The organism is Candidatus Palauibacter sp. (genome assembly GCF_965261555.1).
Taxonomy (GTDB): domain Bacteria; phylum Gemmatimonadota; class Gemmatimonadetes; order Palauibacterales; family Palauibacteraceae; genus Palauibacter.
In genome coordinates, this window is record NZ_OZ253465.1 from 1981486 (window position 1) to 1997905 (window position 16420).

The window sequence follows — 16420 nt, forward strand, 5'->3', positions numbered from 1 at the left end:
TGACAGCGGCGCTACATTAGCTGCTACTGCCTCTACATACGGCTTCGCCGCCCTGCGGCGGGCCGACAAGACACAGACTCCTGCTCCGACCGCGGGTCGGGGCCGACCAGACCGAGGGAGTTCTCCATGCGCGATTACGAAATCGTGTACATCTTCCGTGTGAGCCTGACCTCCGAGGACATCGAGGCGAAGCTCAAGCGGTTCCACGCCATCATCGCGGACGACGGTCCGGGCGAAGTCACCGCCTCCGTCCACTGGGGCAAGCGTCAACTCGCCTACCCCATCCAGAAGCAGCCGAACGGCTACTATGTCGTGGCCCGGTTCACTTCGTCGCCCGATCCGCTCCGGGAGTTGGAGCGCGTGCTGAAGCTCGAGGATGACCTCCTCCGGTACCTGATCGTGATCCAGGAACATCCGTGGCCGCTTCCCGATCCGGCGCCGACGGCCCCCAAGCCGGAGGAAGCCGGGGCCGGGGAAGCCGACGCAGAGGAAGCCGACGCGGAGGAAGCGTCCGAAGCCGAGGAGACCGGGGAAACGGACGGCGCCGAGGCGGAGGAGGCTGACGAAGCGCCGGCCGACGAAGCGGCGGACGAGGCCGAAGAAGCCGCCGACGAGGCTGCCGGCGAGACCGAAGCCGAAGCCGACGCCGAAGCGGCGGACGAGGCTGACGAAGCGGCGGACGACGCCGACGAAGCGGCCGACGATGCTCCCGCCGAAGCCGAGGCCGAAGCGGAAGAGGAGGCGCCGGCGGACGATGCGGATACGGAGCAGGACGACGCGGACGCGGACGCCGGGGAACCGGAAGAGTCCGCCGACGCGAAGGAGGAATAGATGGCCTTTCGAAAGGCGTGCCGGTGCTGTGAGACCCGGATCGTCGGCGTGGACTACAAGGATGAACGCGCGCTGGATCGCTATATCTCGGATCGCGGCAAGATCCTGCCGCGGCGAGCCACGGGGTCGTGCGCGCGGCACCAGCGGGCGGTGACGGTGGCGATCAAGCGGGCGAGATACCTCGCGTTACTGCCGTACATCCGCGGCTACCACGACTAGCTCGACCCCGGCATGGGGCCGCTGAGGGAGCGCTGGAGCGGCCTCTGGCCGGCTGCGGGTCTCCTCCTGCTGGTCATGCTGCTGTCGCCGCTGAATTCGTCGCCGCTTGGGCTCATGGCCATCGTCGGCGTACCCGCGGCCGTGGCGATTCTGACCTTCGAGCCGCCCCAGTCCGGGTCGGCCGCCCTGGCACTGCTCCTCCTGGCGGGAGCGGCGCTCGGGTTTCGGGAGGCGGGGCCGCTGTGGTTCATCGAACGCGGCTGGGCGGTGCTTCTGGCCGGCGGGTTCGCCCTCGGCACGGCGCTGGCGCCGGATCGGCCGGTATTCGACCGGTCGCTGGCGGCGGTCGCGATCGCGGGAGCCACGGTGGCGGCTCTCGCCGTGCTGCGGCCCGGGCTCCCCGCGGATCTCGACTGGCAGATCACGGCGCAGTTCAGCCGGGCGCTGGCCGTGGTTGATTTCAATGCATGGGGCGGTCGGTCGGTGGAAGCGACGGTGCGCGGCATCGTGAGCGTGTGGGAGGCTGTGTACCCGGCCATGCTCGCGCTCGCTTCGATCTCGGCCCTCGGGGTCGCCGGCTACATCCTCGGGCGAATCCGGGGAGAACGGAGACCGCTTCCGCCGCTGCGGGAGTTCCGGTTCGGCGATCACCTGGTCTGGGTGCTCGTGCTGGGGCTCGCGCTGCTCGTCCTCCCCGCGGGGGCGTGGGCGGAGCGCGCGGGCGGCAACATGGTGACGGTGATGGGCGGCCTCTATCTGCTCCGAGGTCTTGCGGTGCTCGTGTGGTTGGGGGCTTCCGTGCTAAGCTCGGGCTGGGCGGTCGGCGCGTGGGTGCTCGCGGCGCTGGTCCTCTACCCGGTGACGGCGGGTGCGGCCCTCGTCATGGGAATCAGCGATACGTGGCTGGACCTGCGTTCGCGTCCGGGGGTGAAGACGGACGGCGCGTGAACCCCCTGGCTCGGGCGGACGCGTACAATGGTCAGCCGGTGGATACAACTGGAGGGACCGATGGTGGAAGTGATTCTAAGAAAGGACGTCACGGATCTCGGCCTCGCGGGCGAGATGGTGAACGTGCGGCCGGGGTATGCGCGCAATTACCTGATTCCTCAGGGGATCGCGCTCGTGGCGACGGAGGGGAACCGGCGGCGGTTCGAGGAGGAACGGCGCCAGGTCGAGCAGTCCGCCGAGCGGGAGCGCGAAGCGGCCCAGGAACTGGCGGGCGAACTCGAGGGCAGGGAAGTGAGCTTCGTCCGCAGGGCGAGCGAGAGCGGCCGCCTGTTCGGTTCGGTCACGGCCGCGGACCTCGCGGACGAACTGGAGAAGGAGGGCGTCGCCGTGGACCGTCGCGCAATCCGGCTCGAAGATCCGATCAAGGACCTCGGCGAACACGAAGTCCCGGTGAGAGTCCACATGGACATCGTGCCGACGCTCAAGGTGTCCGTGGTCGCCGAGGAATAGCGGGCCGCAACCGATGATGCGCGATCCGCTCCCGCTGGAAGAGGTGTGGCGCCGGCTCTCCGAACGGGGAGACCCCTCCGCGGAACTCCGCAGCGTGGCGGAGGCCGCGCTCGAGAGAAACGCGCGCTTCCCGACGATCCTCGATCTGCGGGGGCTGTCGGACGTCACCGACTTCTTCGTCATCGCGACGGGCGACTCCGACACGCACGCCCGCGCGATCAGCGAGAACATCCTCGATCGAACGCGCGAGGACGGCTTCCGTCCGGTCGGCGTGGAAGGGCTGAACCAGGGTCGCTGGGTGCTGATCGACTACGTGGGCCTCATCGTGCACGTCTTCCTGGGCGAGGTCAGGGAGTTCTATCGGCTCGAGCGGCTGTGGGGCGACGCCCCCCTCTTCGAACTGGAGTGAATCGGGTTCGTGGCCGTTCCGTGACCGGAGGTACGGCGCTAGCTTTGAGGGCCATGAATCGTTCTTCCTCTCGCTTCGTGGTGCGCGGGGCGAAGTTGCCGGCTGCGCTCCTTCTCGCGCTGGGCGTCGGGGGTGCGTCGGCCGCCTGCGGAAGCCCCCCGGAAGATCAGCCCGCCCCCCTCGAAGGGCCATCCCTCGTCTCCGGCACGTCGTTCGAGCGGTACGGGCTTCTCGTCATTCCGCGCGACGGCGGAGTCGCGGAGTTCCGCGCGATCGAGAATCCGTCCACCGTGCGCTGGACCGGACGCCTGTCGCTCGAAGGCGTCACGGCGGCCCATTCGCTCGGTTCCGCCGCCGTGCTGCGACGGGGGCGGCAGCTCAGCCTCTACACGACCTCGCCGGTGGAGGCCGAGACCCCGCTTCCCGACGCCCCCGCCGAGGCGCGCTGGATCCCGTCGCCCGCCGGGGGCGCCTTCGTGTCCGGGGACCGGATCCTCGCCGTCACCCTCACCGGCACCGCGGAGGTCACCGCCGGCGGCGCCGTGCACTGGGCGGCCCCCGCCGCGGGAGACCGGGTCGTCGCCCTCTTCGAAGGGGCGGACGGAGCTGAACTCGCGGTCTGGGAAGCCGGGGAATCGCGGCCCGCGGCGACGCGGGCGGTCGGTACGAGAGGCCCCGTCGCGCTCGCGGGGTGGGGTCGGACGATCGTGACGGCGTCCGGGGATGGCCGGGGACTCACGGAGTGGTCGATCCCCGGGCTCGAGCCGGCCGAAGGGGCGGAGATCGGCGGCGCGCCGTCGGCTCTGGCCATCTCCCCCTCGCAGCACCGCGTGTTCGCGGCGTCGGTCGACCGGCCGCGCTTCACGGTCATCGATCGCTATGACTGGCAGGAGGTCGGGTCCTCGCGACCGGATGCGCCCCTCGAGACGTTGCGGCCCGGCATGACGGGAGACCGGCTCGTCGCCTGGGATGGCTCGAACGCCTGGTCCGCGAGGGCGGGGGAAGCCGGCCTGGACGCGGTGCCCGGAGAGTGGCGGGCGGACCTGCCGCTCGCGCTTCCGGGTGGAGCGGTCCTGCTGTCCGCGGAGAGCGGCCTCGGTCTCCTTCGCCCGGACGGCGGAGTCGCCGCCGTGGAGGGCCCCGCCGACGCCTGGTGGCTCCCGTTCCGCTGGGGGCGCCGCCTGCCCGTCGCGTCCGCCGCCGTCGTGCCGGAGGACACGCTGGAAGATGCCGAGGAGGCGCTGGACGCGCTCGCCGACAGCGTTCCGCCCGGCCCCCGCATCGGACTGTTGACGGTGGGGAGGGTGGGGAGGATGTCGGACGGGAGCCCGGCACTCCTCGATGATCTCGCGCCCGCTCCGCTGCCCGAGCTTCCCGGCGGCTTCTACGCCGTCGCGCTCTCCTCGCGGCAGGCGGCTGCGCTCGGGCAGATGCGCGAACTCCTAGACGGCTCGGGCTACTCGACGCACGTGCTGCGGCGAATGGATGAGGCCGGCGACATGTGGCATCGGCTCCTCGTGGGTCCGTATGAGACGCTCTCCGACGCGGAGGGCGCGGCACTCGATTTGCTGCGGGAGAGAGGGATCGACGCGTGGATTCACGAGGAGGGAGATCAGGCGATGAGGCGAGGCCCGTGAGCGCCGGCGCCGCCCCGTTCACGTGGGAACTGCCCGAGGATGCGCGGATCGTGGCGCTCGTCTTCGAGCGTTCGGAGGCCGAGCGGAGCGCGACGGTCGTCGACACGATCGCGACCTCCTTCGCCCGCCGCCGGGGACGGACGCTCGTCCTGAACTCCGAATCCGCGCCGTCGCCCCTCGACGAACTGGCCGGCGCACCCGAGCGGGCCGAGTCCCGCGGCATGGCGGAGTTCCTCGCGGGCCAGTCACGACTTGCCCGGGTGGCCGTGCGGCGCGCGGACTGCCCCTACGTATATCTGCCGGCGGGACAGGTGCCGGAAGGGGTAGTCGGTCTGCTGGAATCCCCTGCGCTCGCTCGCTTCGTTTCTCGCGTGAAGGAGGAGGACGGGACGCTCTTCATCGTCATGTCCGAACGCGGGCAGCCCTCCGCCGGTCTGCTCGATCTCCTCGACGGGTACGTCGCCGTCGGAAGCGTTTCGGTCGAGGATCACGGCATGCAGTGCCACGGCCACGTGCCCTTCGAGTCGAGCGTCGCGCCCACGCCGGCTGTGGCGTCCGAGCCCGAGCCGGAGTCCGAGCCGGAGCACGAACCCGAGGCCGTGGAAGACGCGGCCGAGTCCCAGCCGGAACCCGCGCCCACACCGGCCGTCGAGCCCGAGCCTGACGCGGCTCCGGCGGACTGGACGCCGGCACGCGCGAAAGCCCGGAGCCGCCGCCCGCGTGGGCCGCTCGTCGCGGCGCTGGCGATCGCGGCGCTGGCGGTCGGGAACGGGTGGGCGTACAGGAACGGGTGGTTCGACAACGCGATCTCCCGTGTCGGGTCGATGATCGCGGCCCGGGATGAGGCTCCGGCGGCGGCTCCGGCGGCGGCTCCGGCGACGGAGACGACGCGCGTGGAGACGCCCGTGGAGGACGGCCCGGCCGCCGCAGACGCGGGCACGCCGACGGATCCGTCGGATGTCGCCGCGCCGACGGACCCGCCGGAGGTCTCCGCGCCGGGTCCCGTCGCGCAGGCGCCGGACGCGTCCACGGTCGCGGCCGCCTTCGAGTCGGCCGCCGAGCGGCCGTACTCCGTGCTCCTCGGGAGCTTCAGCGATCCTGCCGAGGCGGCGGAGCGCGTGGCGGAGATCCGCGCGCTTCACGGAGGCGTGCTGTACTTCATGGCCCCCACGACGATCCGGGAGGTCCGGTATCAGCGGATCCTCGCCGGGGCCGTCGCGAGCGAGACGGAGGCTTCCGCCCTCATGAACGAACTCGCGGCGGTGGGCGTGGCCGAGGAGGCGAACGCATGGCTCCTCCGTCCCGTGCGACTCGCGTACGATCTCGGCGTGTTCACGGATCCCGCGGAGATGGAGGCGCGGATCGCCGAACTCGCGTCGCTCGGCATCCCCGCGTACAGCCTGTGGACGGCGCTCGACGGCATGCCGGTCTTCAGGGTGTACGGCGGCGCGTACGAGAACGAGGAGGCGGCCGCCCCCATGAGCGATGCACTGGACGCCGCCGGCGAAAGCGCGACGCTCGTCGTGAGGCGCGGCGCCACTCCTTCAACCCCCTGAGCGCGCTTGAAGATCAAGGCTCTGACGCTGCGCGGATTCAAGTCGTTCGCCGACCGGACGCGGATCGAACTGCACCAGGGCATCACCGCCGTCGTCGGCCCGAACGGCTGCGGAAAATCGAACCTCTCCGACGCGCTGCGCTGGGTTCTGGGAGAACAGCGCCCCACCGCCATCCGAGGGTCCCGCATGGAGGAGGCGATCTTCGGGGGCACGGAGGCGCGGCAGCCCATCCACCGGGCGGAAGTCCTGCTCGAACTCTCGAACGAGGACGGCGTGCTCCCGGTGCCGTACGCCGATGTCGCGATCGGCCGCACGGTCTACCGCGGAGGCGAGAGCGAATACACGCTCAACGGAACGGCCTGCCGGCTCAAGGACATCCTGGATCTGTGCCGGGACACCGGGCTGGGCTCGAACGCCTACGCGATGATCGAAGGCCGCATGGTCGACGCGATCCTCTCGGACCGCGCCGAGGAGCGCCGGACGCTGTTCGAGGAAGCGGCGGGCATCGGGCGCTACAAGGACCGCCGCCGGATCGCGACCCGCCGGCTCGAACAGGCGGACAGCGATCTGCAGCGGCTCGAGGACGTGCTGATCGAGGTTGGGTCCAAGGTCCGCTCGCTCGCGCAACAGCGCGGACGGGCGGAGCGCCACGCGAAGCTCCGGGCCCGGCTCCTGCAACTCGAGATCGCCGTCGCCGACGCCCGACTCGAGGAGACGACCCGGCGGCTGGCCGAGGCACGCGCGGAACTCGAGCGCCTCGAGCCGGACGCGGGGCCGGACCATGTGGATCTGGGTACGGCGGAGACCCGGGCGGAAACGCTTCGCCTGGAGTACACGGACATGGAGCGGGAACGGGCCGGTCTGGCGCGAAGCCTTGAGGACGCTCGGCGCGCCGTGGAGGAGCAGGAGCGCACCCGCCTCCTCGCCGGGGCGAGAGCTTCGAGCGCGCGCGACCGGCTGACGACCCTCGAGGTGGAAGTGCGCCGGAACGAACGCCGGCGCGAGGACCTCCGGGAACGGGTGGAGGCAGCGCGGTCCGCCCTGAAGGAGGGGCAGTCGCTCGCCGCCGAGGGCGCCTCCGAAGCGGCTCAACTCGAGCTTCGGGCGGAGGCTCTGACCGAGACGGCCCGCGATGCCGCGCGCGAGCGCGACGCCGCGAGGGAAGCGCTCGAGGAAGCGCGACGCGAGGTGGAACGCTGGCGGCTCGAACTCAGCGTGAAGGAGGTTCGGGCCCGCGACCGCAGCGAGGAACTTGAACGCCGACGGCCCGCACTCGATGCGCTCGCGGCCCAGGAGGGCGGACTCCGGGCGGAGGCGGAGGGTGCGTCGGAACGGGAGGCGCAGGCGGGCCGGACGCTGGAGGAGGCGCGCGACCGGCTGCGAACGGCGCGTGACGCCGCGTCCTCCGCGGACGGGGCGCTGAGTCGAGCCCGCGAAGAAGCGGCCGACCTCGAGGGACGCCTCGCCACTGCGCGCGCTCGCGCCTCGAGTCTCGGGTCTCTGGTGGGGTCGAGCGCTCTCCTCCCCGAGGCCGTCGCCCACCTGCTGGAGGACCGGAGCGCGATCCCCGGGCTTCACGGCGCGCTGTCGGAGTTCATGGAGGTGTCCGCTCCGTGGGCAGCGGCGGTCGAGTCTCAGCTCGGCCCGTACCTGCACGGCGTCGTCGTGAGCGACGGGGCCGCGGTGCGGGCGGTCGAGGCGTGGCTCGCACGGCGGGAGGGAGAGGAAGGCATCCTGGTGCTCCCGCTCGATCCGGGCCCGCTCCCGGAGCAGGTGGAGGCCGACGCGCCGCTCATGCGACACGTCGACGCGAAGGGGGCCGGCGCGGTCTGGGTGAAAGCGCTGCTCGCCGGCATCGAAGTCGCGTCAGGCGGTGAACTCACGCCGCGCCCGCACCCCTGGGTGGACCCCGAGGGGAGCCGCCAGGATCGGTGGGGCGGGATCTACGTGGGAGGGGTGAGTTCGGAGGGGCTCCTGAGCCGGCGGGCCGAACATCGGGCGCTGCGGGCGGAAGTCGATGCGCTGGAAGCGGATCGCGCGCGGTCGCGGGAGGCGGTGAAGGAGCTGGGGGCCGGAGCCGCCGAGGCGGTCGCGCAGGTGAACGCGCTGCAGCGCTCGGTGTCCGATGCCGAGTCGACCCGCCGCGAAGCCGAAGCCGACCGGACCTCCGCGGAGGCGCGGCTCGTCCGGCTGGGCGACGAGCGTCGCGAACTCGCCGGCCGCATCGAACAACTGGAAGCGTTCAGCGACCATGAGGTGTCGCTCTCGGCGGACGAGGACGCGCGCGGCGGCGAACTCGACCGGGAGGTTTCGCGGTCGTCCTCCGCATACGCGGACGCGCGAGAGAAGGCCGAGGCTACCCGCGCCGCCGCCGACACGGGGAGGGCCGAACTGCACGACGCGCAGTTGGCGCAGGCGCGGCGGGAGGCGGAGGTCGAGAATCGACGCGGAGTGGAGGGCCGCCTCGCCGAGGCCGCCGCCGACGCGGAGGAGCGGTCGCGGTCACTGACGCGGGAGGTGGACGGCCTCCACGCGTCGATCGCGGATAGCGAGGCGCAGTCGGAGGAGGTCGAAGCGTCCATCGGCGCCGCGCTCGAAACGAGGACGCGGCGTGAGGCGGACCTCGCCGCGCTGGAGCGACGAATCGCCGAACGCCGCGGACGACTGGACAGACTCGAATCCGAGCTGAGCGAGGCACGGCGGCGCGAGCGCGAGCGCGTGGAGGCCCGGCATCGCCTTGAACTGGAGATCGCGCAGCTGGAGGCCCGGGAGTCCGCGATTCGGGGCCGCGTGGAAGCGGAGTGGGACGCACCGCTCGCCGAACTCCGCGAGCGCGTCGACCCCGTCGACGATGCGGCGCCCGCCGAGTGGGAACCGGAACTCGAGCGCGTCCGGCGCTCCATCGCCCGCATCGGCCCGGTCAACCTCCTCGCGCAGCAGGAATACGAGGAAGAGCAGCAGCGTCTCGAATTCCTGACGGGACAGCGCGACGACCTGACCCGCGCGCGCGACGACCTCCGCACCTCGATCCGCCGGATCAACCGGGAGGCGACCTCCGCGCTCATGGAGACGTTCGAGCAGGTGAGGACCAACTTCCATCGAACCTTCGATTCCCTCTTCGAGGGCGGACAGTGCGATCTCCGGTTCGAGAATCCCGACGACGCCCTGGACTCCCCGATCGAGATTTCGGCCAGCCCCCGCGGCAAGAAGACGCAACGGATTCACCTGCTCTCCGGCGGTGAACGGGCCCTGACCGCGCTCGCCCTGCTGTTCGCGATCTACCTCGCGAAGCCGAGCCCGTTCTGCCTGCTGGACGAGGTCGACGCGCCGCTCGACGAAACGAACATCCTCCGGTTCGTCGGCATGTTGAAGGAATTCAAGGAGGAGACGCAGTTCATCGTCATCACCCACAATCCGCGGACCATCGAGAACGCCGACTGGATCTACGGCGTGACGATGCAGGAGGCGGGCGTCTCCTCGATCGTCGGTGTGGAGTTCAACTCCGCCACGCAGGTGGCGTGAGCGAGGCGGAACCCGCGCGAGACGCGCCGGACGGCGCGGCGGCGGATGAACTCATCGTCGTCGGGTGCGGGACCGTCGTCCCGGAAGCGGACCGGGCGGCCTCCTCCTACTGGGTCTCGTCCCCGGGCACGGAATCCGCGCCAGACACGCGCATCCTCTTCGACTGCGGTCCCGGAGCGCTGCAGGCGCTGGCCCGGCTCGGCCTCCCGTGGGGGAAGATCACCGACCTCGCGATCACCCACTTTCACGCGGATCACGTCGGCGCCCTCCCGGGACTCTTCTTCGCGCTGAAACACGGTCTCGCCCGACCCCGCAACCGGCCGCTCACGGTGTGGGGTCCGGCGGGCACGCGCGGGTTCCTCCAGAAGCTTGCGGGCGCCTGCGGGGATTTCGTCCTCGATCCCGGTTTCTCCGTCCTCGTCGAGGAACTCTCGCCGGGCGAGGCACGGGACCTGAGCGGAGGTCCGCGGCTCGAAGCCCACAAGACGCCGCACACCGAGGAGAGCGTCGCGTGGCGGCTCGACGGTGGGGCGTTCAGCTTCGGCTACACGGGCGACACGGGACCGTCCACGGCACTGGGCTCGTTCATGCGCGGGGTGAACGCCCTCGTCTGCGAGTGCTCGCTCCCCGATTCGCAGGCGACGGACAACCACCTCACGCCCGCCCGCGTCGCCGAGTTGGCCGCCGCCGCGTGCCCGCGTCTCCTCGTGCTCACGCACATCTACCCGCACTTCCGAATGGGCCACGACGTTTCGCGTCTCGTGGCCGAGGCCGGATACGCCGGCGCTACGTGCATCGCGAGGGAGGGGCTTGGCGTCTCGTTGACGAACGGGTGACGCCAGTGGAGTATCCTGCTCCTGTCGGCGCCGCGGCGAGCGGACCGGAGAGTCACGGTCCAGCCGCGCCGGAGGCGCGCGCGACGGGCGAAGGTCACTCACAGGGGGAACGATGCTGGTGGTCATGAAGCACGGCGCCACGGACGGGCAGGTCGAGGACGTGGTCCGCGCGATAGAGGACATGGGATACCGGGCCCGGCCCATGCCGGGTGCCCAGCGCACGACCGTGGGCCTGGTCGGCAACGATGGGCGCGTCGAGGAGAGCCGGCTCGTGGGGATCGAGGGCGTCCTCCGCGTCATCCACGTATCGCCGCCGTACAAGCAGGTCAGCCGGGAATGGTGGCCCGAGGACACGGTCGTCGAGCTGCCCAACGGCGTGCGGATCGGCGAGCGGGACATCGTCGTCATGGCCGGTCCGTGCTCGGTGGAATCGCGCGAACAGATTCTGGAGACCGCCCACCGGGTCGCGGAGGCCGGGGCGACCGCGCTGCGCGGGGGAGCCTTCAAGCCGAGGACCTCGCCCTATTCCTTCCAGGGGCTGGGGGAAGAGGGGTTGCAGTTGCTCGCCCGCGCGCGCGAGGAGACGGGCCTCGCGGTCGTCACCGAGGCGCTGGACACGGAGAGCATGGGCCTCGTCGCGGAGTACGCCGACGTCATCCAGATCGGCGCGCGGAACATGCAGAACTACTCGCTGCTGCGGGCGGCGGGCCGTGCCGGCAAACCGGTCCTCCTCAAGCGGGGGATGTCCGCGACGATCAAGGAGTTGCTGCTCGCCGCGGAGTACATCGTGGCCGAGGGCGAATCGCGCGTGATGCTGTGCGAGCGCGGCGTCCGCAACTTCGACACGCACGCGCGGAACCTCTTCGACCTCACCGCCATCGTGACGATCCACGAGTTGTCGCACCTCCCGATCGTCGCGGACCCCAGCCACGGCACGGGGGCCCGGTCGAAGGTCGGACCGATGGCCCGAGCCGCGGTCGCGGCGGGCGCGGACGCCCTGATCCTCGAAGTCCATCCCGATCCCGCGACCGCGGCGTCGGACGGCCAGCAGTCTCTCACCTTCGAGCAGTTCGACGCGCTGATGGTCGAGCTTCACGCGATCGCGGAGGCCATCGGCCGGCGGATCGCGCGCGCTCCGGTCGCCGCCCACGGCTGACGGGGCACGGGGCGTCCGGCCCCCGACGAAGCACGGCCTCGGCAGCCTCGGCGAGCGAATCGCCGCGCGCCACCTGGCGGACGCGGGGTACGAGATCCTCGATCGCAACTGGCGCGTGGGGCGGCTGGAGATCGATCTCGTCATCAGGGACGGCGACACGGTGGCCTTCGTCGAAGTGAAGACCCGCCGCCCCGGCGTGCAGACGCCCGAGGAGGCGCTCTCCCGCGCCCAGCGGGGCAGGATCCGCCGCGCGGCCGGAGCGTGGCTCAGCCGGCATCCCGGCGCCGCCGCGGAGGCCCGCTTCGACGTCGTCGCGGTGGAGGTCGATCGCCGCGGAGCGTCCCGGGTCCGGCACATCCCGGAAGCCTTCTACGGCGACGACGCATGACGGATTTTTCTGGCCGCTGCCCCCGCGGGCCGATAAGATAACGGTGCCCCAGGCCCGTGGGGCCGGAGCGCGTAAATCCCGTCAGGACCGTGAAGGTAGCAGCGGTAAGCGTGTGACGGTCGCCACGGCCCGCCTGGGGTCGTTCGCCCGACGCCGGTGGCGTCCTCGCGTCGCGGGACGCGGGCGCCCTCAGACCCGAAGGAGTCGAACCCGGCCGGGGCCGTGACCCCCGGCCGACCCAGATGGCTCACGAGCCCCTGTACCGCACCGCGCTGGCCAGAACCTACCGGCCCCGACGCTTCTCGGAGCTGGTCGGACAGGACCACATCGGGTCCACGCTGAAGGCCGCCATCGAGTCCGGGCGCGTCGGCCACGCGTATCTCTTCTGCGGTCCGCGCGGGGTCGGGAAGACGACGACCGCGCGCATTCTCGCGATGGCCCTGAACTGCCCCGACCGCTCCGGCGGCGAACCGTGCGGCACGTGTCCCTCGTGCGAGCGGATCTGGTCCGGCGGCGCCTCGCTCGATGTCGTGGAGATCGACGCGGCGAGCCACCGGGGCGTCGAGGACGCGCGGGATCTCCGCCGCCGGGCCGCGTACGCGCCCACGAGCGAGGAGCGCTACAAGGTCTACATCCTCGACGAGGCGCACATGCTCACGCGCGATGCGTGGAATGCGCTCCTGAAGATCCTCGAGGAGCCGCCGCCACGCGTGATCTTCGCCTTCGCCACCACCGAGCCGCAGAAGATCGAGCGCGGCGCGGCCCCCGTCATGTCCCGGTGCCAGCGATTCGACTTCCGGCGGGTCTCCGTCCGGGACATCGCGGGCCGGCTGGAGGCGGTGCTCGAGGCGGAGGGAATCCCGGCCGAGCCGGGGGCGCTGCGGGCGATCGCGCGCCGGGCCGAGGGCGGCGTCCGCGACGCGCTCTCCTCCCTCGACCAGGTGCTCTCCTTCCGGGGCGACGCGGTGGAACTCGCGGATGTCGGCCGCATGCTCGGGCTCGTCGATGAAGATCGATATCTGGCGTTCTTCGAAATCGCGGCCAACGGGGATCGCGCCGGGGTGTTCGCCTTCGTCCAGGATCTCCTCGACGATGGGCACGACTCCGCGGAGTTTCTGCGCGGGCTCGGCGACGCGCTGCGCACCCTCCTGGTGCTGAGGCTCGATCCGGAGGCCGAGGCGGTCGAACTCCTGCCGGAGTCGCGGGAGCGTTTCCTCACCGCCGCCGAGGCTCTGGTCCCGGCGGACCTGCTGAGGATGCTCGCCGCCCTCAGCGAGTTCGAGGCCTCCGGCATGCTCCACCGGTCCTCCCAGCCGCGCATCCAGCTCGAGGTTCTGCTCCTGCGTCTCGTCCGCATGGAATCGACCGTCGAACTCGAGGAACTCCTGGCGGCCCTGGGCGCCCCCGACGGCGAGCCCGCGTCCCGGACGCGCACGCCGAATCCGCCCCGGCGCCAGCGCGGGAACCGTCCCTCGCCACGCGCCGCCGCTCCCCCGGACCGGTCGCCGGCCCCGCAGCCCGCGCCGGCCCAGAAGCCCGCGCCACCCCGGCAGCCCGCGCCGCCCCCGCAGTCCGCGCCGGCCCCGCGGCCCGCGCCCCCCCCTCCGCCGCCCGCCGAGGCCGGAGAGACGGCGCCGTCATCCCCGGTCCGCGACGCGTGGGCCGCGGCGGTCGCCGAGACGCAGGGGCTGGGCGGCGTGTCCGGGCTGGCTCTGCGCGGCACCGAAGTTGCCGGCCTCGTGGAGGACGAGCTTCGGCTCCGCGTCCAGGCCGGGTGGCGCGAGGAGCTCGAGGAACTGCTGAAGGACGATTCGCGCTCCGGCGCCCTCCGCGCGAATCTCGCGGAACGCCTGGGGCTGCCGACCGTCAGCTTCGCGATCGTCGACCACAAGGGCGGCCGCATGACCGCCGGGGAAGCGGCCCGGACGCGGGTCGAGCGGCTGCTGGACGGAAACCCGCAACTCCGGGAAGCCGTGAAGGAACTCGACCTCACCCTGAAGGAGTAGAAGAACAGGAGAATCGGAGTGGACGGCGTGAACATCCAGCAGTTGATGCAACTCAGTCAGCAGATGCAGTCGCGCATGAGCGATATGCAGGAGAAGCTCGCGCGCGAGACGCTGGTCGCGGCCTCGGGCGGTGGGATGGTCGAGGTGACGGTGGATGGTCAGGGGAACGTCAAGGGCGTCTCCATCGACCCCGCCGTCGTGGACCCGGAAGAGGTCGAGATGCTCGAGGACCTCATCGTCGCCGCGGCCTCCGCGGCGCAGCGGCGGGCGAAGGACCGAATGGAGAGCGAGATGCGTCAGGCGGCGGGAGGCCTGCCGCTGCCGGGTCTGGGCAACATCCTCGGCGGTCCGTGAACGCCATCGAAGCGCTCGTGGGTGAACTCGGCCGGCTCCCCGGGATCGGTCGCAAGACCGCGCGGCGGCTCACCTATCACCTGCTCAAGAGTTCGAAGGACGACACCCGGCGGCTGGCGCGGGCCATTGAACGGGTCGCGGCGGAGGTCCGCGTGTGCGGCGCCTGCGGCAACCTCAGCGACATGGAGCCGTGCGAATACTGCCGCAGTCCGAGGCGCGATCCGGCGCAGGTGTGCGTCGTGGAGGAGGCCTCGGACATTCCGGCGATCGAGAACTCGGGGAACTTCGCGGGGTTGTATCATGTACTTGGCGGGCGGTTGTCCCCTCTCGACGGGGTGGGGCCCGAAGACCTGAACATCCGGGCCCTGCTTCGGCGTCTCGACACGCCCGTCCGGGAGGTGATCATCGCGACGAACGCGAGCGTCGAGGGAGAGGCGACGGCGACGTACCTGCAGCGCCTGCTCGCCTCGGCCGCCGATGTCACGGTCACTCGCCTCGCGCGCGGGCTGCCCGTGGGGGGGGACCTCGAGTACGCCGACGGAGTGACGATCGCCGAAGCCTTCGCCGGCCGACGGGAGATGTAGCAGCGATGACGACTCGAATCGAATACGAGGATGCGGACCGCCGTTCCGCGACGGGCTGGAAGATCGCGGCCGCGGCCCTGCTGGGCGCCGCCGCCGCCGTCGGCCTCGGGATCTATCTCGCGCGGGACCAGATGCGCCGCCACCGGCGCGAACTGTTCAGTCCGCACCCGCTCCGACGCCTGGCGGCCCTGGGATACCTGAAGTCGCACCCGTCCGTGGACGATCTGCCGCTGCTGAGAGATTATCTGGCATGGGAGGAGCGGACGCTCCTCCGCAAGCGCGCGACGGCGGTCCTGGAGAGCCTCGAGAGCGTGCTCGCAAGCGACGAAGTCCTGGAGAGCGGAGACCCACACTGAATCTCCCGAACGCGATTACCACGGGCCGGATCCTCGCGGCTCCCGTCGTGACGGCGCTGCTCCTGCAGCCTCGGCCGGCGCCGCGCATGATCGCGTTCGTCGTGTTCGTCCTCGCCGCGCTCTCGGATCTGTGGGACGGACACCTGGCCCGCGCCCGCGGCGAGGTGACCTCCTTCGGCAAGATCGTCGACCCGCTGGCCGACAAACTGCTGCTCGTCGCCGCCCTCATCCCCGTCTACACCATCAATCTCGGGCAGGCGGGCACCCCCTCTCTCCCCCTGTTCCGCGTCATTCCGCTCTGGGCCATCGTCGTCTTCCTGGGGCGCGAGGCGCTGATCACGCTGCTGCGGTCCTTCGCCGCGCGGCGCGGGCGGATCGTCGCGGCGCAGATCCTGGGCAAGAGGAAGGCGCTCGCACAGAACATCTTCATCGGCTCCGCGATTCTCTGGGTCGCGTTCCTGACGCCCGGCTTCGTGGCCCCCGGCGGCTGGGCGTGGCAGTGGTTCTCCGCCTTCCACGGCTGGTTCACCACGACCTTCCTCACCCTCGCCGTGTTGCTCACGCTGGCCTCCGCCGTGACCTACCTGGGGATGTTCTCGCGCGTCATGGCCGGTCGCCATTCGTAAGGGCGGTCCGTCGCTGTTGGAGGCCGCCGCGACGCTCATCGAAGGCCTGCGCGAGAGGGGTCACACCCTCGTGCTCGCCGAGAGCTGCACGGGCGGCCTGATCGGCGCCGCCCTCACCGCCGTACCCGGAGCTTCGAAGGTTTTGTGGGGTGGGCTGATAAGCTACGATGACGACGCCAAGAGGGAGCTGCTGAAGGTGTCGGAGGCGTCGCTCCGCCGCTACGGCGCCGTTTCGCGGGCGGTGGCGGAGGAGATGGCCGCCGGGGCGCGGCGCGTGGCGGAGAGCACCTGGTCCATCGCCGTCACGGGAATCGCCGGGCCCTCGGGCGGATCCGCCGACAAGCCCGTGGGCACGGTGTGGATCGCCCACGACGGCCCCTCCCGCGCCGCGCGGTGCCACCGCTTCGCGGGGAGCCGGGACGAGATCCGGGAAGCGGCCGCGCTGGAAGCGATCCGCTGGCTGGATTCACGGCTTTGACGAG

General features: G+C 71.4%; 17 protein-coding genes and 1 other RNA gene. All 18 read left to right on the top strand.

Annotated features, from left to right (window positions below; all coding sequences use genetic code 11):
* The first annotated feature begins 126 nt into the window (after nucleotides 1-126).
* The 18 genes from rpsF (at nucleotide 127) to ACQY5G_RS08600 (ending at nucleotide 16416) form a co-directional block, all read left to right on the top strand.
* Entirely contained in the window at nucleotides 127-831 is a 705-nt protein-coding gene (rpsF, locus tag ACQY5G_RS08515) for a 30S ribosomal protein S6 (RefSeq protein WP_428103776.1), read from the top strand.
* Nucleotides 832-1050 (top strand): 30S ribosomal protein S18, encoded by a 219-nt coding sequence (rpsR, locus tag ACQY5G_RS08520; RefSeq protein WP_310785271.1) that lies wholly within the window; start codon nucleotides 832-834, stop codon nucleotides 1048-1050.
* Between the two features lie 12 nt (nucleotides 1051-1062).
* Entirely contained in the window at nucleotides 1063-1998 is a 936-nt protein-coding gene (locus ACQY5G_RS08525) for a DUF2232 domain-containing protein (protein ID WP_428103778.1), read from the top strand.
* Nucleotides 1999-2058: 60 nt separating this feature from the next.
* Nucleotides 2059-2508: a 50S ribosomal protein L9 gene (gene rplI, locus ACQY5G_RS08530; protein WP_428103780.1), complete on the top strand. Its 450-nt coding sequence runs from the start codon at nucleotides 2059-2061 to the stop codon at nucleotides 2506-2508.
* 13 nt (nucleotides 2509-2521) lie between these two features.
* Complete coding sequence (rsfS, locus tag ACQY5G_RS08535; protein ID WP_428103782.1) at nucleotides 2522-2917, top strand: ribosome silencing factor; 396 nt, start codon at nucleotides 2522-2524, stop codon at nucleotides 2915-2917.
* Between the two features lie 53 nt (nucleotides 2918-2970).
* Nucleotides 2971-4554, top strand: coding sequence for an SPOR domain-containing protein (locus ACQY5G_RS08540; RefSeq protein WP_428103784.1), 1584 nt, complete (start codon nucleotides 2971-2973; stop codon nucleotides 4552-4554).
* Nucleotides 4551-6110 carry an SPOR domain-containing protein gene (locus ACQY5G_RS08545; protein ID WP_428103786.1) on the top strand — a complete coding sequence of 520 codons (1560 nt, stop codon included), beginning with the start codon at nucleotides 4551-4553 and terminating at the stop codon, nucleotides 6108-6110. Before ACQY5G_RS08540 ends, ACQY5G_RS08545 begins: the two co-directional genes overlap by 4 nt.
* 6 nt (nucleotides 6111-6116) lie before the next feature.
* On the top strand, nucleotides 6117-9632 hold the full coding sequence (gene smc / locus ACQY5G_RS08550) for a chromosome segregation protein SMC (protein ID WP_428103788.1): 3516 nt from the start codon (nucleotides 6117-6119) through the stop codon (nucleotides 9630-9632).
* The gene (locus ACQY5G_RS08555; RefSeq protein ID WP_428103790.1) at nucleotides 9629-10468 is read left to right on the top strand and encodes an MBL fold metallo-hydrolase; all 840 of its coding nucleotides are present in this window, start codon (nucleotides 9629-9631) and stop codon (nucleotides 10466-10468) included. The genes smc and ACQY5G_RS08555 overlap by 4 nt, the downstream gene beginning before the upstream one ends.
* A gap of 112 nt (nucleotides 10469-10580) precedes the next feature.
* Nucleotides 10581-11624, top strand: a complete 1044-nt coding sequence (aroF, locus tag ACQY5G_RS08560; protein WP_428103792.1) for a 3-deoxy-7-phosphoheptulonate synthase — start codon at nucleotides 10581-10583, stop codon at nucleotides 11622-11624.
* A 73-nt stretch (nucleotides 11625-11697) separates the two neighbouring features.
* Nucleotides 11698-12012: a YraN family protein gene (locus ACQY5G_RS08565; protein WP_428278671.1), complete on the top strand. Its 315-nt coding sequence runs from the start codon at nucleotides 11698-11700 to the stop codon at nucleotides 12010-12012.
* A 46-nt stretch (nucleotides 12013-12058) separates the two neighbouring features.
* Nucleotides 12059-12154: signal recognition particle sRNA small type (gene ffs, locus ACQY5G_RS08570), an RNA gene on the top strand.
* Between the two features lie 100 nt (nucleotides 12155-12254).
* Nucleotides 12255-14018 (top strand): DNA polymerase III subunit gamma/tau, encoded by a 1764-nt coding sequence (gene dnaX, locus ACQY5G_RS08575; RefSeq protein ID WP_428103795.1) that lies wholly within the window; start codon nucleotides 12255-12257, stop codon nucleotides 14016-14018.
* Nucleotides 14019-14036: 18 nt separating this feature from the next.
* On the top strand, nucleotides 14037-14372 hold the full coding sequence (locus tag ACQY5G_RS08580) for a YbaB/EbfC family nucleoid-associated protein (protein WP_428103798.1): 336 nt from the start codon (nucleotides 14037-14039) through the stop codon (nucleotides 14370-14372).
* Nucleotides 14369-14956: a recombination mediator RecR gene (gene recR / locus ACQY5G_RS08585; protein ID WP_428103800.1), complete on the top strand. Its 588-nt coding sequence runs from the start codon at nucleotides 14369-14371 to the stop codon at nucleotides 14954-14956. Before ACQY5G_RS08580 ends, recR begins: the two co-directional genes overlap by 4 nt.
* Before the next feature lie 5 nt (nucleotides 14957-14961).
* Nucleotides 14962-15312 carry a hypothetical protein gene (locus ACQY5G_RS08590; RefSeq protein WP_428103802.1) on the top strand — a complete coding sequence of 117 codons (351 nt, stop codon included), beginning with the start codon at nucleotides 14962-14964 and terminating at the stop codon, nucleotides 15310-15312.
* A gap of 47 nt (nucleotides 15313-15359) precedes the next feature.
* Nucleotides 15360-15938: a CDP-alcohol phosphatidyltransferase family protein gene (locus ACQY5G_RS08595; protein ID WP_428103804.1), complete on the top strand. Its 579-nt coding sequence runs from the start codon at nucleotides 15360-15362 to the stop codon at nucleotides 15936-15938.
* Between the two features lie 16 nt (nucleotides 15939-15954).
* Nucleotides 15955-16416, top strand: coding sequence for a CinA family protein (locus tag ACQY5G_RS08600; RefSeq protein WP_428103806.1), 462 nt, complete (start codon nucleotides 15955-15957; stop codon nucleotides 16414-16416).
* Nucleotides 16417-16420 lie beyond the last annotated feature (4 nt).

Excerpts from the sequence above, each read along its gene's own strand:
- aroF (WP_428103792.1), top strand. The coding sequence starts at position 10,581 with ATGCTGGTGGTCATGAAGCACGGCGCCACGGACGGGCAGGTCGAGGAC.
- rplI (WP_428103780.1), top strand. The coding sequence starts at position 2,059 with ATGGTGGAAGTGATTCTAAGAAAGGACGTCACGGATCTCGGCCTCGCG.
- rsfS (WP_428103782.1), top strand. The coding sequence starts at position 2,522 with ATGATGCGCGATCCGCTCCCGCTGGAAGAGGTGTGGCGCCGGCTCTCC.
- ACQY5G_RS08525 (WP_428103778.1), top strand. The coding sequence starts at position 1,063 with ATGGGGCCGCTGAGGGAGCGCTGGAGCGGCCTCTGGCCGGCTGCGGGT.
- rpsR (WP_310785271.1), top strand. The coding sequence starts at position 832 with ATGGCCTTTCGAAAGGCGTGCCGGTGCTGTGAGACCCGGATCGTCGGC.
- ACQY5G_RS08540 (WP_428103784.1), top strand. The coding sequence starts at position 2,971 with ATGAATCGTTCTTCCTCTCGCTTCGTGGTGCGCGGGGCGAAGTTGCCG.
- ACQY5G_RS08590 (WP_428103802.1), top strand. The coding sequence starts at position 14,962 with ATGACGACTCGAATCGAATACGAGGATGCGGACCGCCGTTCCGCGACG.
- dnaX (WP_428103795.1), top strand. The coding sequence starts at position 12,255 with ATGGCTCACGAGCCCCTGTACCGCACCGCGCTGGCCAGAACCTACCGG.
- rpsF (WP_428103776.1), top strand. The coding sequence starts at position 127 with ATGCGCGATTACGAAATCGTGTACATCTTCCGTGTGAGCCTGACCTCC.